This window comes from Bradyrhizobium sp. BRP56, from assembly GCF_020194035.1.
Classification (GTDB): domain Bacteria; phylum Pseudomonadota; class Alphaproteobacteria; order Rhizobiales; family Xanthobacteraceae; genus Bradyrhizobium; species Bradyrhizobium australafricanum.
This window is the reverse complement of sequence record NZ_JADYVV010000019.1, coordinates 58,468-77,712: the sequence shown is the minus strand read 5'-3', so window position 1 is coordinate 77,712 and position 19,245 is coordinate 58,468. Positions and strand designations below refer to the sequence as shown.

The 19,245-nt window shown below is 63.4% G+C and carries 21 protein-coding genes, 2 tRNA genes and 1 pseudogene; 13 read left to right on the top strand and 11 right to left on the bottom strand.

Translation table 11 applies throughout. The annotated features are described in order from the left end of the window. Positions 1-8 precede the first annotated feature (8 nt). On the top strand, positions 9-275 hold the full coding sequence (locus I6F38_RS15955) for a hypothetical protein (RefSeq protein ID WP_050384296.1): 267 nt from the start codon (positions 9-11) through the stop codon (positions 273-275). A gap of 66 nt (positions 276-341) precedes the next feature. Here the strand turns inward: I6F38_RS15955 and I6F38_RS15950 are convergent, their stop codons facing one another. The 4 genes and pseudogenes from I6F38_RS15950 to I6F38_RS15935 form a co-directional block, all read right to left on the bottom strand. Next, on the bottom strand, positions 342-1,427 hold the full coding sequence (locus I6F38_RS15950) for a 3-deoxy-7-phosphoheptulonate synthase (RefSeq protein ID WP_225161004.1): 1,086 nt from the start codon (positions 1,425-1,427) through the stop codon (positions 342-344). A gap of 236 nt (positions 1,428-1,663) precedes the next feature. Further along, positions 1,664-2,235: pseudogene (locus I6F38_RS15945) on the bottom strand (HdeD family acid-resistance protein). 88 nt (positions 2,236-2,323) lie between these two features. Next, a complete protein-coding gene (locus I6F38_RS15940; protein WP_225161035.1) occupies positions 2,324-4,183 on the bottom strand; it encodes an acyltransferase family protein in 1,860 nt (619 codons plus the stop codon). A gap of 80 nt (positions 4,184-4,263) precedes the next feature. Further along, a complete protein-coding gene (locus tag I6F38_RS15935) occupies positions 4,264-5,301 on the bottom strand; it encodes a PrsW family glutamic-type intramembrane protease (protein WP_028332171.1) in 1,038 nt (345 codons plus the stop codon). A gap of 376 nt (positions 5,302-5,677) precedes the next feature. On the opposite strand from I6F38_RS15935, the gene I6F38_RS15930 reads away from it, so the two are divergent. After that, a complete protein-coding gene (locus I6F38_RS15930) occupies positions 5,678-6,562 on the top strand; it encodes a sulfite exporter TauE/SafE family protein (RefSeq protein ID WP_225161003.1) in 885 nt (294 codons plus the stop codon). A 7-nt stretch (positions 6,563-6,569) separates the two neighbouring features. Here the strand turns inward: I6F38_RS15930 and I6F38_RS15925 are convergent, their stop codons facing one another. After that, a complete protein-coding gene (locus I6F38_RS15925) occupies positions 6,570-7,802 on the bottom strand; it encodes a Zn-dependent hydrolase (protein ID WP_225161002.1) in 1,233 nt (410 codons plus the stop codon). Between the two features lie 152 nt (positions 7,803-7,954). Here I6F38_RS15925 and I6F38_RS15920 point away from each other — a divergent pair, with 152 nt between their 5' ends. The 5 genes from I6F38_RS15920 to I6F38_RS15900 all read left to right on the top strand — a co-directional run bounded on the left by I6F38_RS15920 (position 7,955) and on the right by I6F38_RS15900 (position 10,070). Further along, complete coding sequence (locus I6F38_RS15920; RefSeq protein ID WP_143029581.1) at positions 7,955-8,299, top strand: hypothetical protein; 345 nt, start codon at positions 7,955-7,957, stop codon at positions 8,297-8,299. 84 nt (positions 8,300-8,383) lie between these two features. Beyond that, positions 8,384-8,533: a hypothetical protein gene (locus I6F38_RS15915; RefSeq protein WP_016844593.1), complete on the top strand. Its 150-nt coding sequence runs from the start codon at positions 8,384-8,386 to the stop codon at positions 8,531-8,533. A gap of 154 nt (positions 8,534-8,687) precedes the next feature. Beyond that, positions 8,688-8,762: transfer RNA gene (locus I6F38_RS15910), tRNA-Glu, on the top strand. Between the two features lie 770 nt (positions 8,763-9,532). After that, positions 9,533-9,790 (top strand): PilZ domain-containing protein, encoded by a 258-nt coding sequence (locus I6F38_RS15905; protein ID WP_092083431.1) that lies wholly within the window; start codon positions 9,533-9,535, stop codon positions 9,788-9,790. Positions 9,791-9,821: 31 nt separating this feature from the next. Further along, a complete protein-coding gene (locus I6F38_RS15900; RefSeq protein WP_225161001.1) occupies positions 9,822-10,070 on the top strand; it encodes a hypothetical protein in 249 nt (82 codons plus the stop codon). A gap of 18 nt (positions 10,071-10,088) precedes the next feature. Here I6F38_RS15900 and I6F38_RS15895 read toward each other — a convergent pair whose 3' ends face one another. The 5 genes from I6F38_RS15895 to I6F38_RS15875 all read right to left on the bottom strand — a co-directional run bounded on the left by I6F38_RS15895 (position 10,089) and on the right by I6F38_RS15875 (position 13,195). After that, positions 10,089-10,730, bottom strand: coding sequence for a glutathione S-transferase family protein (locus I6F38_RS15895; protein ID WP_225161034.1), 642 nt, complete (start codon positions 10,728-10,730; stop codon positions 10,089-10,091). A 348-nt stretch (positions 10,731-11,078) separates the two neighbouring features. Continuing rightward, on the bottom strand, positions 11,079-11,531 hold the full coding sequence (locus I6F38_RS15890; RefSeq protein ID WP_016844600.1) for a VOC family protein: 453 nt from the start codon (positions 11,529-11,531) through the stop codon (positions 11,079-11,081). 827 nt (positions 11,532-12,358) lie between these two features. Next, the gene (locus tag I6F38_RS15885; protein WP_225161000.1) at positions 12,359-12,514 is read right to left on the bottom strand and encodes a hypothetical protein; all 156 of its coding nucleotides are present in this window, start codon (positions 12,512-12,514) and stop codon (positions 12,359-12,361) included. Positions 12,515-12,725: 211 nt separating this feature from the next. After that, a complete protein-coding gene (locus I6F38_RS15880; protein WP_057018562.1) occupies positions 12,726-12,953 on the bottom strand; it encodes a hypothetical protein in 228 nt (75 codons plus the stop codon). Between the two features lie 68 nt (positions 12,954-13,021). Beyond that, positions 13,022-13,195 (bottom strand): hypothetical protein, encoded by a 174-nt coding sequence (locus I6F38_RS15875; protein ID WP_018271496.1) that lies wholly within the window; start codon positions 13,193-13,195, stop codon positions 13,022-13,024. Positions 13,196-13,364: 169 nt separating this feature from the next. Between I6F38_RS15875 and I6F38_RS15870 the strand changes: the two genes are divergently transcribed. Next, positions 13,365-13,691: a GrlR family regulatory protein gene (locus tag I6F38_RS15870; protein WP_225160999.1), complete on the top strand. Its 327-nt coding sequence runs from the start codon at positions 13,365-13,367 to the stop codon at positions 13,689-13,691. 893 nt (positions 13,692-14,584) lie between these two features. Here the strand turns inward: I6F38_RS15870 and I6F38_RS15865 are convergent. Next, positions 14,585-14,746 carry a hypothetical protein gene (locus tag I6F38_RS15865; RefSeq protein WP_225160998.1) on the bottom strand — a complete coding sequence of 54 codons (162 nt, stop codon included), beginning with the start codon at positions 14,744-14,746 and terminating at the stop codon, positions 14,585-14,587. Positions 14,747-15,015: 269 nt separating this feature from the next. On the opposite strand from I6F38_RS15865, the gene I6F38_RS15860 reads away from it, so the two are divergent. The 5 genes from I6F38_RS15860 (at position 15,016) to I6F38_RS15840 (ending at position 19,033) form a co-directional block, all read left to right on the top strand. Further along, positions 15,016-15,777, top strand: coding sequence for a Sir2 family NAD-dependent protein deacetylase (locus tag I6F38_RS15860; protein WP_225160997.1), 762 nt, complete (start codon positions 15,016-15,018; stop codon positions 15,775-15,777). Between the two features lie 209 nt (positions 15,778-15,986). Then, a complete protein-coding gene (locus tag I6F38_RS15855) occupies positions 15,987-16,649 on the top strand; it encodes a cold-shock protein (RefSeq protein WP_028332158.1) in 663 nt (220 codons plus the stop codon). A gap of 122 nt (positions 16,650-16,771) precedes the next feature. Then, complete coding sequence (locus I6F38_RS15850; protein WP_225160996.1) at positions 16,772-17,251, top strand: DUF192 domain-containing protein; 480 nt, start codon at positions 16,772-16,774, stop codon at positions 17,249-17,251. Positions 17,252-17,372: 121 nt separating this feature from the next. Then, positions 17,373-17,449, top strand: a tRNA-Pro gene (locus tag I6F38_RS15845). Positions 17,450-18,256: 807 nt separating this feature from the next. Further along, positions 18,257-19,033 (top strand): cyclase family protein, encoded by a 777-nt coding sequence (locus I6F38_RS15840; RefSeq protein WP_092083424.1) that lies wholly within the window; start codon positions 18,257-18,259, stop codon positions 19,031-19,033. Positions 19,034-19,245: the final 212 nt, after the last annotated feature.

The following is a 19,245-nucleotide window of genomic DNA, read 5'->3' as shown; positions in this document are numbered from 1 at the left end:
GACGCGAGATGCGGAAGACAGTTTTGTTGATGGCTCTGATGATGGTTGCGGCCGGAGCGCCCCAGCTTGGCATCTCCCAAGCCTGGGCGCAGCAACAGGGCGGATCGTCCTCCATGCAGAAGGGCGGCACGGTCCCGGAGGCGCCGATCGGACATCGTCAGCCGCGCCGCGGCGACGTTGGCAGCGAGAAGAATATCAGCGATCCGAACAGTCAGGCCAACAAGGAAGATGCGGCGCTCGACAGGAAGATCAAGAGCATCTGCCGCGGTTGCTAACCCACGCAGCTGACCGGCGAGGCGCGATATCCGCCCCGCCGGCAACGCTCAATCCGTTCGGCCGCGTCAGGCCGAACGCTCCTGCAGGCCGTCACGCCGTACGCTGCGCCTTGCGTCGACGGCATCGGCCAGCTGCTTCAACACGTCTGCCGTCGTCTCAAGGTCGACGCAGCCGTCCGTGATGCTCTGGCCGTAGGTCAGCGCCTTGCCCGGCACGACGTCCTGGCGTCCCGCAACAAGATTGCTCTCGATCATCACGCCGATGATGCGCTGTTCGCCGCCTGCGACCTGGCGCGCGATGTCGGCGGCAACCGCCGGCTGGTTCTCCGGCTTCTTGCTGCTGTTGGCGTGGCTGGTGTCGACCATCAGCCGCGCCGCGACACCGGCGCGGCCGAGCTCGGCGGCGGCAGCATCGACGCTCGCGGCATCATAATTCGGCGCCCGGCCGCCACGCAGGATGACGTGGCAGTCTTCGTTGCCGCTGGTCGCGGCGATCGCTGAACGGCCGCCCTTGGTGACCGCCATGAAATGATGCGGGTGCGAGGCCGACTTCACCGCGTCCGCCGCGATCCGCACACCGCCGTCGGTGCTGTTCTTGAAGCCGACCGGGCAGGACAGGCCGGAAGCCAGCTCGCGATGGATCTGGCTCTCGGTGGTGCGCGCGCCGATCGCGGCCCAGGAGACCAGGTCAGCGATGTATTGCGGCGTCGTCATGTCGAGGAATTCGGTGCCGGCCGGCAGGCCGAGATTGTTCACCGCCGACAGCACGTTGCGGGCGAGCCGCAGGCCCTTGTTGATGTCGAAGCTGCCGTCGAGATCGGGATCGTTGATCAGGCCCTTCCAGCCGACGGTGGTGCGCGGCTTCTCGAAATAGACCCGCATCACGATCTCGAGGCGGTCGGCGAGCTGTTCGCGCAGGCTGGCGAGGCGCTCGGCGTAATCGACGGCCGCCGCGGGATCGTGGATGGAGCAGGGGCCGACGACGATCAGCAGGCGGTCATCGGTGCCGTTCAGGATCGCGTGGACGGCGTTGCGGGCGCCCATCACCACCCGGGTCGCCGTCAGGGTGCGCGGGACCTCCCGCATCACCTCCTCGGGCGTACTAAGCTCTTTCAATTCCTTGATGCGAAGATCGTCTGTCGTACTCAACACGGCTGGCTCCTTTGGATTTCGGGACCTGCCGGCACACAAAAAAGCCGCCAGGTCAGGCGGCTTGTTTTGGACGTTTGCTGCAATTCTTCAGATTGAGCGCGATCCTCCTGCCGCCAGCGAGCTGTCGTAGCTAAAGTACCAAAAATAGCTGGTGGCGACGGTGATCATGGGGCGGCTCTATAGCGCAGGGATTTGGGGCTGTCACCCCCCAAATGCAAGCCCCCCGCGGTTCGGCGTCAGGTGTTGCGCGCCGCCAACGCCATGCCGATCAGGGTCGCCCCGCCGAACATCAGATTGAGGCCGACGAGGAGGCCGATCGCCCATCCCGCGGATTCCGGCAAGCCCGCGATGATGAAGAAGGCGATCACGATGTCCATCAGGCCGGCGATCAGCAGCCAGGACCAGCGTCCCGACAATTCGCGGCGGTGCTCCAGCGCGTCATGATGGTGGCGACGCCCTCGGCGACGAAATAGGCGCCGACCACGATGGTCAGCGTCAGCACGCCCTGCATCGGACGGGCGAGCAGCACCATGCCGGCCAGCACGGCGAGCGCGGCCGAAATCAGCGACCACCAGAAGCCCGGCATGTTGCGTGCCCAGAACGTCACGATCAGCCCGCCGATCCCTGAGATCAGGAACATCCAGCCGAGGAAGATGGTGACGGCGAGGCTCGCGAAGGTCGGCACGATCATCGCGGCGATGCCGAGGATCACCAGCAGGATGCCTTCGAACAGGAACGCCTTCCAGTGCGCCTTCACCGCGGCCTGCATTTCCGATCGCAGCTTGTCGAGGTCGTTGGACAGGGTCATCGCGGCTCTCCGGATCTGCGCGTGTGCAGTCTATCCTAACCGGTTATAAATGGTCAGCCCGTCAGTTGCGGCGGCAATAGCTGTGCGCTCATCTTTCCGCATGGCGGTTTTCGACAGCCAAAATCCTTGGCACAAGCTTGGCCGCCAGATATCGCGAGGCGCGCGGCGACAGATGCAGGAAGTCGGCCGATACCAGATCGTTTGCGCTGGTCCCGACCCTCGTCAGACATCCGTCCGCGTTGCAGAGCTCGTCATAGGGCGACAGATATTCGATCCCGAGATCGGCGGCGATCTGCCCAATCCTGTCGTCAGTCTGCTTGGTCGATCGCACATCGTGGCTCCGTTCCGGGATCAATGCATGATGGCGCAGGAAATATTGCACCGTCAGATGGGGCACCGTGTCGGTCCAGACCGGGACAGGGCCGACCAGGACGACACGGGCGGCGCCGGCCTGTCTGAGGGCGACAATCGTCGGGCGGAGATCGTCGGCGGTGGGTTCTTTGCTCCACGCCAGGTGCAGAAGCACGACATCGGGGTGCGAGCGGGCAACCGCAGCAACGATGTGGCGATTGGTTTGAACACAAAACGGAATGGTCTCGGCCTGCGCGGTGAAGAGCGGCGGGCAGGAATTGACGGTGAACTGGGCTAACCCGAATTGATCGCCCTGGACTTGCCGCAGCCCGGCGGCAAGCATGCCGGCGGTCGAATCGCCCCATACGAAAACAAGCGGGCGCTTGCTGGCGTCAACGCAACTCGGATCAAATGCGGGATCGGCGGAAGCGGAGATATGGCATTCGCCGTATCTCAGGAAGTCCCTGGATACGGTCATGGCGCCGGCTTCGCGAACGATCGCCGGAAGGCGAAAGGCAAAGCCGTCGACGATCGCCAATGCTCCCACCGATGCAACGGCCACCATCGATGCCGCAAGGACCGGCGCCACCCGCCACTGCCCGAACCTGATTGGGCGCTCGACGTAGCGATAGGTTGCCCAGGCCAGAATGAAGCTGGCCCCAACGGCCAGCCCGTTCTCGGCCAAAGTCAGGGGACGACCTTTGAAGCTCGCCGCAAAAACCAGGATCGGCCAATGCCAGAGGTAGAGCGGATAGCTGATCAGCCCGATCGCGACCGCGGTACGGGTCGAGAGAAATCGATTGCGACCTGACATGATGAGGGCGGCAGCTGCGGCGACCGGCGCCACCGCTGCGATCCCGGGGTAGGTCATGGAGGGCGAATAGAACGCTGTTACCGCCGCGATCACTGCGAGCGCGGACCATCCGAGAAGGTCGCGCGCCGCGGAGAATCCGCTGGGCAGGCAGACGGCCACCAATGCTCCGGCCGCGAGCTCCCACGCCCGCGTGAACGGCTGGTAGAATGCGGCTTCAGGGTTGGTTCGAACGACCAGGATATTTGCGACAAGCGATGCGATGAAGATCAGGGCAAGGGGAGCGGCGGCGGCGATCCGCCATCGCATCAGCGCCCACAGCAGCAAAGGCCAGACAAGATAGAACTGTTCCTCGATGCCGAGCGACCAGAGATGGAGCAGCGGCTTCGTTTGCGCGGCCGCATCGAAATAGCCACCCTCCGAATAGAACAGCAGGTTTGCCGAGAAACCCGCGCCTGCCGCAATCTCCTTTCCAAGGGCCACCAACTCGCTCGGCATCAGAAGTTGCCATCCGGCGATGAAGGCGGCGATCAAGACGACGATCAGGGCGGGAAAAATCCTGCGAATGCGACGCGCATAGAACGTCGCAAGGCTGAAGCTCCCGTTCTGAATGTCGCCATAGATGATCCCGGTGATCAGGTACCCGGAAATGACGAAGAAGATGTCGACCCCGACGAAACCCCCGGGAACATATTGCGGGAACGCGTGGCCGAGCACGACCAACGAGACGGCGACGGCCCGCAGGCCGTCGATATCCGGCCGATAATTCTTGTAGTTGTGCCCCATCGTCCTCTCGCGCCTGGTCTGTGTCTCTCCCTGAACCCGCCGAGGTTGTTTTGCAAGGGGAGCGGTGGCCGGCCGGGGCGCTAGCTTTGACCGGGAGCGGACGGAAAGCCCTCCGAGGCGGTCCGCATCCGGTTGCGGCCGAGGAAGTAGACGGCGGTGGTCGCGATGAGCAGCGCCAGTCCGATCAGGATCGAGGTGAAGCCGATCGGGACCAGGATGAACGACGCATTGCGCTCGGGATTGACGTACCAATGATGCAGCGAGGTGAGCAGGAAGGAGACGCCGGCAAAGCCGGCGCCGCCGCCGATCAGCAGCAGCGCCCACATCCGCCGCAGCTGGCTGAGCCGCTCGCGCGCAACGTCGGTGCGCGGCGCATGATGCTTGCCGAGGCGTCGCACCAGGCGGATTGCAAAGCCGATCGAGGAGAAGCCGATCAGCACGCTGGCCGAGCCGAGCAGCAGCCGCGTGGTTGAGCCGAGATCGGGGATGCGCTGGAGCGCGAGCAGCGGAAAATCGAACGCCGCGTGCAGCGCGACCGGCGCGACCAGCACCAGCGCCCAATTTGTCATGCGCGCCCAGTCGCGGTGACCCCGGTAGGCGCCGAGCGCGCCACCGGAGCGCGCGATCGCAAGATAGGCGCCGGCGATGATGCCGAGCGCGCCGTGGAACGGCACCGTGAGCACGCTGCGCAATGCCGCGAGCGCGCGCCACATGTCCTTGTGCTGGACCAGATAGGCGAGGTTCTCATAGGCGGCAAATCCAAGTCCGGCGGCCGCGCCATAGACCACCGTATCCATCGGATCGGCGAAGGCGCGGCGCCGCGTCGAGATCGCGACGATGACGAGCACCTTGACGATCTCCTCCGGTGCCGCGACTCCGAAAGCTGCACGCACCGCCTGCGTCGCCCAGGGATTGTCGGGAATGGCGAGCAGCGCATTGAACGGAATTCGCGCCAGGCCGAGCAGCGAGATGCTGGCCGCGCCGAGCACGAAGGCGAGCCACACCTGAACCGGCGGTCCGGGCCGCTCGTCGGCGGCGATGACCAGCCACAACACCAGCAATGCGGGGGCAATGGCGGCGGCGCCGATGACGGTTGGAAGCGACTCAAGCAACAACATGAGCCGGACGGGCCCCTTTGATGGCACCAAAGCGATGCGTGCCGAAGAAATGGCAGCAAGTTCAGCGGATTGCAAATCGGTCTGATGCCGTTCTCGTGACCAATATGCCACGGTGCCTTACGAAAGCAGGCTGGAAAGGTGCCGTTGCGGGCCTTGATCAGCTAAGGGCCGAGCGCGGCTCCCGGACAGGTTCCTGCCAGGCGCCAGGTCCATGGCGTTCCAGGCGCAGGAGCGTTGGTAGCCCGACGATGCCGGGATCGCGACCCTGTGGGGTCCGATCAGCTTTCGACAACCGCGTTCCCTTCGTTGGGCTATAATGCCGTGGGCAAGGCGACTGATCCGGTAAAAGCCAGAGATGCTTTCGATTGATTCTGCTGTGATCGTTCTTGCCGTGATCGCGCTGTTTGCTGCGTTTGTAAATGGCGCGCTTGGTTACGGGTTTTCCTCGCTCACGGTGCCGGTCGCACTCGTCTTCTACACCAACCGCGTCCTCAATCCCGCGGTGGTCATCGTCGAAGTCTTCGTCAATCTGTATGTCCTGTGCATCAACCTGAGCGGCGTTCCGGCCGTGTGGCGGCGCGTGCTGCCTATTCTCATCGGCATGCTGCCCGGCATCGCGGTCGGAGCCTTTGCGCTGACGTCGCTTCAGCCCGGCTGGACCAAGTTCGCCACCTACTCGATCATTCTGCCGCTCATTCTGCTGCAGGCGGCCGGTTGGCGGAGGCCGATCCAGTCGAAATGGCTGGTCGGTTTGCCTTTCGGAACGATGCTCGGGATCTTGTACTCGGTCACGACCATTTCGGGCCCGCCGCTAGCGATCCTCTTCAACAATCAGGGCCTCGTCAAAGATGAGTTTCGGGCCGGTCTCGCACTGGTTCGGGTGACGGAGTCCAGCCTGACTGCAATCGCGTACTACAAGCTCGGTCTGTTCATCGACGAGAGCCGGAGCCTCTTGTTCGTGCTCGTTCCCTGCGTTGTCCTCGGCATACCGCTCGGTGCCTGGCTGATCCGGCGGCTGGACGCCGAGACGTTTCGCCGGATCTGCATGAGCTTTGACGCGTGGGTCGTGGGATTCGGCCTGTCGCGCGTATTGATCGAAGTGAAGCTGATGGAAAGCCCGTGGGCCTACAGCGTCATGGCCGGCACGATCCTGATCGACATCTGCTTGCTGTACGTCTTCTTCACCGCGAGGAGAAGCACCGTGCAGAACTCGCACGCGTTGGCTTCGCTGAAGTCGGGCAACCGGGGCGGCCCGACCTGAAGGTGCTCTAACCTGCGAGCAGGCGCCGGCAGGTTTCGACAAACACCTCGGCGCCCGTGACGATATCGGCGTCGTCGGTGTTCTCGCTCCAGTGATGGCTGATGCCGCCGATCGACGGCACGAACAGCATCGCCGCCGGCATGATGGTGGCGAGGACCTGGGCGTCATGGCCGGCGCCGCTCGGCATGCGGATCGATTTGCCGCCGGCGCAAGTTGCGCTCGCTGCTTCGATCGCATCCTGGAATGCAGGCGTCATCATCGCGGGCACCCCGGTGCGGATGCGCTCAACCTTCACGCCGCAACGGCCCTGAGCGGTGGCCTCGGCCGCCAGGCGATGCAGCTGCTCCTCGAGACGTGCGATCACCTCGGGATTGTCGTCACGAATCTGGAATAGCATCTCGGCGCCGCCTGGAATGATGCTCGGTGCGCCTGGGTCGAGCGTGATGCGGCCGGTGGTCCACACCGTGCGCGGTCCCGACAGGGCAGGGAAGCTGTCGTCGATCGCGACGCAGAACCGCGCCAGCGCGAGGCCGGCGTCCCTGCGCACCGCCATCCGCGTGGTGCCGGCGTGGTTCTGCTCGCCGTTGAACGTGATGCGATACTGCGAGATGCCGACGATCGAGGTGACGACGCCGATCTTGAGCCCGCTGCTTTCCAGCGTGTCGCCTTGCTCGATATGCGCTTCGAGATAGCCGATATGGCGGCCGGCCTCGGCATTGAGGCGCGGGCGGCCGGCGAAGCCTGCGTCGCGCAATGCATCGCGCATGGTGCGATCGCTGGAGCGGTCGCGGGCTGCATCGATGTCGGCTTCGGTCACCGCGCCGACAAACGACCGGCTGCCGAGGAAACTGCCGAAATGTCCTTCCTCGTCGCACCACGCGGCGACCTCGACCGCGCCGTTCGCGTCCAGGTCGGTATTGATGACGCGCGCCGCCTCGAGCGCGTAGATCACGCCGAGCGGCCCATCGAGCCAGCCCGCATGGTTCTGGCTCTCCAGATGCGAGCCGGCCAGCAGCTTTGGTCCCGCCTTCGCGCTGGAGCCGAGCACATTGCCGATGCCGTCGATCGTTGCGGTGAGATTGGCGTCGGGCAAACGCGTCGCGAGCCAGTCGAGCGAGCGCAGATGCGGTTCCGAGAATGTCGGCTTGTGCACGCCGGTCTTGTAGGCGCCGATCGTGCGCAGCGCGTTGAGATCGGCGAGCACGCGCTTGCCGTCGAAGCGACCGTTGATGCCTGGCATGATTGGACTCCGGATTGCGTCTTGATGTGCGCCTTGGCGCCTCAATCCCGTCTTGATGCCGACGCGGTTGGATGCGACGGAACAATCAGGGCAAACGATTTCTTAGCGGTTCTGCTCTTAGGTCGCAGTACGAATAGCGTGAGAGTGTGATCATGTCTGCATTCCGGAACTGGGCTCGCAAGGCCGCTGTGCTGTTTCTTCCGATCGCTGTCGGCGCCTGCGCGCAGGTCTCGCAGCAATACAGCATGACCACGCCGCCGCCGGGGACAGGTCCGCTGGCCTGGGACGGTGCCGGACAGGACCCCAATCTCCCGCAGCCGCGGCGCCATGCGCGGAATGCGTCGCCCGCGGTGGCGGAGGCGTCGCCTGAGCAACTGTCGGAAGCGGATGCCGACGACCGGCTGGCGCGCAAGCTCGTGATCTGCAGCACCTGCATCAAGCGGACGCCCGTGGCGGCGCAGCCGAATAATCGTCAGGACGTCGCCAGCAATCACTAGCGGCTGGCGCTGACCGTTGTTGCTGGACATCGAGCCGGCTCGCAGGCCTTAGTTAGGCCACGATGTCGGTCGATGCGCAGGCCCATGTCGATCCGAAGATTCATTGTTCCCGTCGTCGTCGTCGCGCTTGCCGCCGCAATCCTGATTCACGTCGGGGGCTCGCGGGCGCATGCGCATGTGCCGACGCATTGCGGCTTCTGGACCTCGATCGAGGCCGGATTGTCCTGCAGATGATGTCCTTCCGGTGATCCCAGCGGCAACCCGGGAAAAGCGTTCTGAACGCTTGCCCGCCCGGCCAATCGCCACTATACGTTCGCCGGTCGCGGCTTGAGGGCTGTGGCCAGTCCGGCGCATCTCACGTCTAACGTATTGATTTGCCGGGAGTTTTGCTCCCTTCGTCTATCGGTTAGGACGCCACCCTTTCACGGTGGAGAGAGCGGTTCGATTCCGCTAGGGAGCGCCATCACGGCCAAAGTGAACACTCCACAAGATCAGACATTTAAGCGTCCAGATTGACATTTTCGGCGCATCAGCCGGTTGATCTCGCGACGACAGTTCTATCTGCAACTTCGGGAAGTGATCCCCAAGCGCGAGCGATCGCCGCGCTTGGGGCCGGAACGGTCCAGGGTGAACTGGCGCTGGTCTTTGCTCTGGCCGTCAGACCGGCAATTGCCGCAACTGCTTCTTGATTGGGGCTTACAAGATTGGCGCTGCTCGGGGCATGACGTCAGGGCAGCCCGATGACTTTTTCGGGCTGCTGCGCGACTGCGAGAATTGCTAGCTCAATTTCGCCTGGAAATAATCCACACGACGATCGGCCAGCTCGGCTCATTTCGTAATGCCAATTGGCAAATTGGATTGGCCGGGTCGTCCGGGATGGGTTTCATCCGAAGCGGGGATGCCATCAAGCCGATCACCTCGCGATTGCCCCATCCCCCACAAACGATCGACTCGGCGTTCGCGTTGTCAGATATCAGCCTTAGCGATTCCGGAGTGAAACGCCAAAAGTCCTTCGGCGCCGCGTGAATGCCATTGACGAAACATGTCGTGTGGCAGACGTAGCCGCTCGGCTTCACAACTCTGATTGATTCAGAGAATGCTTTTTGGGGGTCTCCCTCGCCGTGCCGCGCTGGCAGATGTAGATGTGAACAATCCCGAGATCGCTGCAATCCGCCCCTCTTTGGCAACCCTTTGTAAAGCCAACGGCGATACGGCTGGGCTCGGGATGATGTGATGGCTCCAGGGACCAAGAAGCGCGAAACGCGAAAATCGCTGCGGCAATCCGGCTGGATCACGCTCGACGGCGGATTCGCCGCGCGGCCCTGCGTGGTCGAGGACATGTCCTCGTCGGGCGCCAAGATCACGGTCCAGGACAACAACACGCTGCCGGCCAAGCTGCGGCTGGCGTTCTCGCGCGACGCCCGCACCGGGCGCGCCTGCGAAGTGGTGTGGCGCGAGGGCAGGACGTTCGGCGTCAAATTCGTGCGCTAGCCTCGTTCGGCCCCGCACGGTAGAAGGGCGGATGCTCAAGATCTGCTTCGCAATCATCGCCGTCCTGCTTCCGGCCGCCGCGTTCGCCCAGCAGGGCGACCGCCGCAATTTCGAGACGCCCACTGATGCCGGCAAAACCTTGCCGTCGAAATCCGCGACGCGGAGCAATCCATGCGCGTCGTACGGACCCGGCTTCGTCAAGGTCGAAGGCTCCGACACCTGCGTGAAGCTCGGTGGCGCCGTCAGCGTCGGTGGCGGGATGTCCAGCGGCGGGCGTTGAGCGGCTTGCCGCCCGCGCTCACGACATCGGCGGCGCGATGAAGCGCACGAAGGCCGGCCGCCCCGCGATCTCACCGAACCAGCGTTCGAGATGGGGCAGCTTCGGCTTGGTGACGCCCTCGACGCCGAGCCAGCGCCGCGCAAAGGCGCCGAGCGCGATGTCGGCGATCGTGAACTGATCGCCCTCGATGAAGCGGCGCCTTGCAAGCTGCGCCTCGACGACGCGCCACACCACGCCCTCGGCATCGGCGTCCTTCTGGATCTGGACCATGTCGCGCTTCTCCGGCGGCGTGCGCACCAGGCCCCAGAACACCGGCCGATCGACCGGCTGCAGCGTCGACAGCGTCCAGTCGAGCCAGCGGTCGACGGCGGCGCGCGCCTTCGGCGTTTGCGGATAGAGCGGCGCGCCATGACCATAGGCCATGCAGAGATAGCGCATCACCGAATTGGATTCCCACAGCACAAAGTCGCCATCGACCAGCGTGGGGACGCGGCCATTCGGATTCATCGCGAGATAGTCGGGCTGATCGTTCTTGCCGAACTGCATGCCGGCATCGATGCGCTGATAGGGGAGGTCGAGCTCGGCGAGGCACCAGAGCACCTTCTGCACGTTGACCGAGTTGGCCCGACCCCAGATCGTCAGTTGCGGCTTGCTGTCCATCACGCGTTTCTTCCCGCTGTTGTGCTTTGCGCGCGTTCATAGCTGAAGCATCAGGGAAAAGCGCGGGGTGAATTGCACCGAGAGCAAAAAAAGAGGCTCCGCCGGATTGCGGCAGAGCCTCGCTGATCGCTATGCATCAAGACGCCGTCAGTGACCGAACAACAACCACAACACGATGATCACCGGGATCGGCACACCCAACAGCCAAAGCAAAATTCCTCTTCCCATCGTTGCCTCCTCGCATGCTTGTGAGGGAGCAACGTCAACGATCGTGTCGCGTTCCTCGCGATCGCTCGGCGCTTCAGCAAGGGCGAAACGCCGACAGGAACGTAGGTGCGGGCGCGGTGTTTACCAATGGCCGGTGTTCGGCATCGATGCCCACGGCTCGGCCGGGGCTTTCGGCTCGCCCTTTTGCAGGATCTCGATCGAGTGCAGGTCGGGCGAACGCACGAACGCCATGTTGCCGTCGCGCGGCGGACGATTGATGGTGACGCCCATCTTCATCAGCTTCTCGCAGGTCGCGTAGATGTCGTCGACCTCGTAGGCGAGATGGCCGAAATGGCGGTCCTCGCCATACTTCTCCTCATCCCAATTGTAGGTCAGCTCGACCAGCGGGGCGCCGCGGGTCTGCGGCAGGGACTTGAGCAGATGGAGGTCTTCCTCCGCGCAGAGAAACACCAGCGTGAAGCGGCCCTTCTCATTGTCGATGCGGCGCACTTCCTTCAGCCCCAGCGCGTCCTGATAGAATTTCATCGCGACATCGAGATTGCGGACGCGCAGCATGGTGTGCAGATAGCGCATTTTTTTATCCTCCTGCAGATTCAGAGATTTTGTTTGGGCTCGGGCGAGACGCGCAAGGAATAGCAGCAAAACGCGACGCGGGGCAGGGGTTAGCGCGAGTTTTGCCGATCGCATTTCGCCTTTGCATGCTCACGCCTTCGCGAGCGCTGGCTCCCGTTGCGCCGCGCGATCGCGCAGCCAGGTATGGAAGGGACGTGCCGCGACACGCTTGCGCAGCAGCGGATGCAAGCAAGCCCCGCCCAGCGAAATTTCTGGGACGGGGCTTGTGGTCGAGCCTTGGAGGCGCGGCCTCTATCGCACCGATTGCCGATCACGGCCAATCAAGGACGCGCGAGGTTGGACGGCCTCTAAAGCGCAAAACCCCGCGAGTGGGCTCGCGAGGTCTATGCCGACCGGCCTTGGGGAGATCGTGTCGGCAACCGGGCAGACAATGTCGCTGCGCGCGGAAGGTTCCTGGGTCCGGAAAATAGAAAGCCCCGCAGGCTGGATGCGGGGCTTTCCCAGCTGACGGACTGGGGATCTCTCAGGGCGTGAGCCGTCAACTGTTGGAGACCAAACTTAAGGTTGAATTTGTAAAATGCAACAGCGCCGCGTAGACGGAGTATGTTCGTCTCACAGCGCTGCGCCGGATGCTGGGCCCTGAAATCCCCCAGCGCCCTTATGTCTTCGCGCCGCGCGAAAGGTTCAAAAGAAAGACCCCGCGAGGGGGATTCGCGGGGTCTTCCAAAGCCGACAGGGCGGTGAGCTGTCGGCACCACGCGTGATGTGCCGTTGCGCTGTTCAACGCAGTTCCGGCCGGCTGGGGTCCGCCGGCTGGCCGATCGGCGTCAGGAACGTCCGGGTTTCCAATCGGGCTGCGCCTCGTATTCATCGACCCGCTCGACGCGATAGCCGGCGGGCAGGATCTGGCCCGCCTCCCAAACTTCCTTCTCCGTCGCGAACGATCTTCCGAGCTGCGTCTTGCCGCGGAACAGGGCGTACATGAGCGCCTCCACAAAACAAAACCCCGCCAGTTACCGAAGTAAGCTGACGGGGCTTGTTGAGCTGATATTTCCGGTGGATTTCTCCCTCGTTGTACCGCTCGCCAAACCAACGGCGGAACGAGAAATTCGTTCCTTCCTTTTTTGAAGATCGCGTCTTTTTTTAAGGTCGTTTTTTAAGGTCGCAGCTTCCCGGACGTTCCGTCGTGGGAACCTACTTTTTTGCGTCGTCCCTTTTTGCCGCGCCCTTTGCCGTGTTCTTCATCTCGGATTTGTTGGCCCGCTTCACATCCATCCCCGTGGTGTCCATCGCGCCGCTCTGAGTGGCTCCGTTGGTGTTTTCAGGCCGTTCCATGCCGCTCTGCGGCGCTGGACCAATATCCTGGGCAAAGGCCGCGCCGCATATTAGGGTGAAGACGGTGACCGCGATCAGCTTGCACATGAGTGCCTCCTGGCGTCACCAGGATGACCCGTGCGCAGCCGAGAGGTTCCTGTCGGCCGGCGCCGCTCTCACACCTTGATGTCGAGGATGGTCTCGACCGCTTCACGGTCGGCCTGGTTCTTCGCGGCGAAGACATCCAGCACATCCTCATTGATGATGCGCGGCTGCTCCTTCGCCGTCTGGTCGACGACGAGCTGCACTCTGGCTTGCGTCACTTCGACAGGTACGGGGTATACGAGCATGGCTCTCTCCCTCCGGAGGATCGAACCTTGTCAGGGGTTTCTTAACGATTTGTAAGCGCCCAGGGCCCGCTTTTGCCTCGATTCGGACGGGGCGGACGGTATCGGCCCGCTCGCATGCCGGCCGGGTTGGAGCCATACTGCGGGCCGTCAGGACCGGGCGGCGCGATCGATGAAGAACGGGCTCTATTCGATCCACATTCACATGACCGACGGCGTGAGGGGCCGCGACAGCGGCATCCTGATCCTGCGCGACGGTCTCTTGATCGGCGGCGGGCCGTATTTCTGGTCGATCGGGGCCTACACGGCCGGCGAGGGGACCTGGAAGGGACATCTCAGCACCAATCAGCATTCGCCATTCGCCGATCCGTTCGCCCGGCCATTGTTCGCCGGACAGGAAGTCACGAGCGGGTTCTCCGGCACATTCAGCGACGACGAGGCTGAGGTGTTCGGAACCGTGCTGGTTGGAACCCGCAGCCTGGTTTCCGGGCCACCCTGAAATGGCTCGCCGACGCCTGAATGCGCGCACGCGGCGCGAGGCTGTGGATGAGCGTGCAGCAAGAACCGTATTTTGTTGGATAATTGGGCCCGCTGGCGTTGTGAATTTGCTGCGGACAAGCAGGGGATATCGCTGTGAATCACGCTGCGACGGCTGATCGGAACTTCCCGGACGAGGCACTATCCGGCCACCGCTAACCCTACCTGGTTAGGTTAAGAGCAGCATCGTGTTGTCACCACCTGCGATTGCGATTGGGATGGCTGCGGGTGACAGCCATGATGCCATCGTTCCACAGTTCTGATCGACCGACCCACCGGCGCGTGATGGTGGTGGGGCTGCTGTTCTGCTCGGCTTTTGTCGCGATCAGCTTCTGGCTGCGGCCGCAGCCGGAGAGCGGCAAGGTGCTCGTGAGGCGGACCGGTTGGTCCGGACCGCGGGAGAGGCTCGAAAGGCAAACTGAAGACGGCCAGCCGGGGAGCGGCAAGCCGAGACACGCCGCCGGCGCTCAGTCGGGCAGCTTCCCGTTCGGATGCTTGTGATACATCGCGATGCCGATGAAGCCGGCAAAGCCCATCACGTTAAGCAGCAGTTCCATCCATGCCGGCATTGATGCCAACCTCGTTCACCGCCAAGCTAATCTCTGAGGTTGTATTTTTGTTCCAGCGCTAACCGATGGTAGCTTTGCGCTATCGCATGGCTGGCGCGTTTTCGAGCGATCCGATCGGAACGGAAAACGCTCGAGGGAACCGGAACTGCGTTTGCGGCAACCATCGCACAGCGGCACCGGCAATAGACATAAGCCCGGAGCAAACCGCTCGGGACTTTCTCACTTGCGCCTCATGGCGCCCGGACCATGAACGCGGTCGCCTGGCAGGGCATCAGGCGGTCTTGCGTCAAGCGGTCTTGCGTTGAAATCCACTCCAGGCATTGCCGAGCGTGTTGTCGTAATATTCCTGGCGATCGCGCTCGAACTTCTGCTGCGTCGCCCTGAACCTGGCAACGCGTGCGACGATCTCCTCGCGCTCGCGCGCGACGCGGTCTTCCTGATCGGTCATGCCCATCCTCCTGGCCGTGGTCCTGTCCCGGGCGCATTGGCGTCGGCGAATTGGGCGTCAATGCGGAGCAGCCAGTGCAGGAATGTGATGATGCTGAGGCGCTGGAAGAGCGACCAAGCGGAGCGCCGACGCACAAGCGGAGGCCGACGCAGGTGATCGCAAGCCGATCGATCAAGGCACGCCGCTCGCAGCCGATCGCTCGCGCAACGGTTGAGCTCGCAATCGGTCTGGCCGTGCTATAGTCGCTGCGGCCAACCGGATTGTTTCCAGTGATCGCGAAAGACTTGCGCAGCGGCGTCGAGCAGCTCGGCAACATGATTGCCGAGGCGTCGTCCATCGTGCCCTTCACCGGGGCTGGCATCTCCACCGAGTGCGGCATTCCCGATTTCCGCTCGCCGGGCGGGCTGTGGACCCGCAACCGACCAATTCCGTTCGACGAGTTCGTCGCCAGCCAGGACGCGCGCGACGAGTCATGGCGGCGCCGCTTTGCGATGGAACAGACGTTTGCCGCGGCCAAACCCGGTCGCGGGCATCGCGCGCTTGCGTCGCTCTACCGGGCCGGCAAGGTTCCCGGCATCATCACGCAAAACATCGACAACCTGCATCAGGCCTCGGGCTTCAAGGCCGACGACGTGATCGAGCTGCACGGCAACACGACCTATGGCCGCTGCATCGGCTGCGGCAAGGACTACGAGCTGTCGTGGGTGAAGCAGCAGTTCGACAAGGCGGGCAGCGCGCCCGATTGCGCGGACTGCGGCGATCCGGTGAAGACCGCGACGATCTCGTTCGGGCAATCGATGCCTGAGGATGCGATGCGCCGCGCGGCGGAACTATCCAGGCACTGCGACCTGTTTCTGGCGATCGGCTCATCGCTTGTGGTGTGGCCCGCCGCAGGCTTTCCGATGATGGCGAAGGAGAGCGGTGCGCGGCTCGTGATCATCAACAACGAGCCGACCGATCAGGACGACATCGCCGATCTGGTGATCCGCCACGACATCGGCGACACGCTTGGTCCTTTCGTAGGCAATTGATGCCCGATTGATTCGCGGCTGTGCAAGCCTGTTCATAGTTCCCGCAAGAATCGTTTTTTAGCTATGCCCCGCAAGCGGGAGTGTTATCTTTTGGTTGAGAGATTCGCGCCGCGTCCAAATCAGTCCAAGTGAGTTGGTCATGGAGAGCAGCGTGTACAGGGTGCGCCGCAACGACGGCGATCTGCATTTGATGTGTGGGGTCCGGGGTCATGGGGTCGGACGGATTTGAGTCCAAGAAGCTCGGCGGACCGCCGATGGGCGGAGTTGGGCAAAGCAGGATTGGTCAAGGCGAGTATGGAAGCGCGCCACGCGATCCGGCGATGGATGCCTTCTCAGGCCTCGGTGACACAGCGGCAAACCTCGTCGAAGTTTCCGGCGTCATCAAATGGTTCGACGCCTCGAAGGGATACGGCTTCATCGTCCCCGACAATGGCTGGCCCGACATCCTGCTTCACGTGACCGTGCTGCGGCGCGACGGCTATCAGACCGCCTATGAGGGCGCGCGGCTGGTCGTCGAATGCGTGCAGCGCGCGAAGGGCTACCAGGCTTTCCGCATCGTCTCGATGGACGAATCGACGGCAATCCATCCGGCGCAGATGCTGCCGCCGCGCACCCATGTCACGGTGACCGCGACCAGCGGGCTCGAGCGCGCGCAGGTCAAGTGGTTCAACCGGCTGCGCGGCTTCGGCTTCGTGACCTGCGGCGAGGGCACGCCCGACATCTTCGTGCATATGGAGACGCTGCGCCGCTTCGGCATGACCGAACTGCGCCCCGGCCAGTACGTGCTGGTGCGGTTCGGGCCCGGCTCCAAAGGCATGATGGCCGCCGAGATCCACCCGGAGACCGGTCCGTCGGCGCTGTCGTCGCACTGATCCGGGTCTGATCCTCCCTGACGGAAACGTGAGCCGCCGGCGAGCCGTCTCGGCTCTGGCATTTGCCGCAATCGCCGGGTTAGGGTCCGCCGGAAAATCTTCCCCGGTGTGAGTATTTGTCGATGAATTTCGTTCGCATTGTTGGGCGCCATCGTTCGTGGCTGATGGCCTGCCTCGTGATCATGTTCAGTGCACTGCTGGCTCCGGCCGCGCAGGCTGCCAGCGTCCAGCCGCTCGAGATCGTCACCAAATCGGGCGTGCACGTCTTCTCGGTCGAAATGGCGACCACCGAGCAGGAGAAGGAGACCGGCCTGATGTACCGGAAGGAGCTCGCGGACGGCAAAGGCATGCTGTTCGACTTCTCGCCGGAGCAGGAAGTGTCGATGTGGATGAAGAACACCTACATCTCGCTCGACATGATCTTCATCCGCGCCGACGGGCGCATCCTTCGGATCGCCGAAAACACCGAGCCGCTTTCGACCAGGATCATTCCGTCGCGCGGGCTCGCCAAGGGCGTGCTCGAGGTGATTGCCGGGACCGCGCAGAAATACGGCATCCAGCCCGGCGACCGGGTTGCCCATCCGCTGTTCGGCGGCCGTTAGCAGCCGGTTTTAACGCGATTTCCGGGCGGAAAGTGGTACCCGGATTCGCCGCACGAAGCCCCGCAACGGTGCCTTGCTGGCGCTGGCTGAAGCGTGTATCCACGGGGCTTCTCGGAAATGTCGGGGTATAGCGCAGCCTGGTAGCGCGGCAGTTTTGGGTACTGCAGGTCGTTGGTTCGAATCCAGCTGCCCCGACCATCCAAATCAAAGACTTAACAGAGACGCTCCGTCGGTAGATAAGGCGGACGCGATGCTTATGATCGGCGCGTGCTCGGCACTCGTGTCTGACCTGGTCCACAAATCGCGGTCAGTTGGCACCTTGAAATAGCAAGCGCGGGACCGAAGCCCCCGCGCTCCACTGCTCGCAACTTCAGCCGCCCGGGCGCTGACCAGATCAACGAGCCGGCGGGTTGTAGCGATCCAGGATCACGGTTCTTGAGCCACTCTCCGGCGGTCGCGAGATGGGGTCGTCGAATTTGTGATAGCGGTCGAACTGCTGCTGCTCATCGCGCAGATGTGGCGCTTCGGCGGACGAGTAGGCTCTATTTGCACCGTTCCAGTGATCAAATCCCGACACGACGCAACCCCGTCTTGGTTCAGATGCAGGTTGGTTAGCATCGTTGCGGGGGTATCTCTGTATCGGCGTGGCAACACCACCAGCAATCCGCACGACATGAGCACACGTATTGTTTCCGTGGCTCTCTGTGCGTGAACAGCGTTCCGGCACGGGTAACCAAGCTTCGGCCGGATTGTCTCGCCTGAGGCAACAACGCCGCCTGGACGGAATATGCTCGTCCAGACGGCGCCGTCGAAATACTGGGCCCTGAAATCCCCGGTGCCAATGGGTCGTGCCGGCGGGGGATAGGTTCAACGTTGCGCCGCCTTGCCGCAGTCCAAGCCACGACATCGTGAGCTGCGCGATCTCGAGCGGATGTGGCTTGCCGATAACGCGCGCGCGCTGGCAGGGTGGTTCGACCCGACAAGACCAATCCGCGAGAAAGCACCATGGCGCGCAGACTGATCGATATCTCCGTTCCCCTGCAGAACGACGTTCCGGCCGATCCGCCCGGCAACCATCCGACCATCCAGTATATCGATCACCAGCAGGGGCTGCCGCGCATGCTGCAGTTCTTCGATGGACTGAAGGCGGAGGACCTGCCCGACGGACAGGGCTGGGCCGTCGAGCAGGTCTCGCTCTCCACCCACAACGGCACGCATCTCGATGCGCCCTGGCATTTCCATCCGACCATGAACCGCGGCGAGCGATCCTGGACCATCGACGAGGTGCCGCTGGAATGGTGCTTCCAGCCGGGCGTGAAGCTCGACTTCCGCCATCTGCCTGACGGTTATGTCGCGACCGCCAAGGATGTCGAAGCCGAGCTGAAGCGCATCGGCCACACGCTGTCGCCGCTCGAGATCGTCGTCGTCAACACAAGCGCGGGCGCGAAATATGGCCAGCCCGACTACGTCAATTCGGGCTGCGGCATGGGCTACGAGGCGACGATGTATCTGCTCGAGCGCGGCGTGCGGCTGACCGGCATCGACGGCTGGAGCTGGGACGCGCCGTTCGTCTTCACCGCGAAGAGATACGCCGAGACCAGGGACGCCAGCCTGATCTGGGAAGGCCACAAGGCCGGGCGGCACATCGGTTACTGCCACATCGAGAAGCTGCACAATCTCGAGCAGCTGCCGTCGACCGGGTTCATGGTGTCGTGCTTCCCGGTGAAGATCGAGCGCGCGTCGGCGGGCTGGACGAGGGCGGTCGCCATCCTCGACGGCTAGGCGCGCCGGGGTTCTGATCGGCCAGCTTTGGGAACCGGTGGACAGGCTGTGCATTACGGCTGGTTGTTGCGGCACCGCTACAGCTTGAGGCAGCCGAATCTGCTTTCATGCACGCAGTAGATGCATTGGGTGATCGGGCCGCCGGCTCGTCCTCGCGTCCCGATTTCGGAAGCGTTCTCTCCCGTGACTAGAGCCCCGGCGTCTCCGGGGCT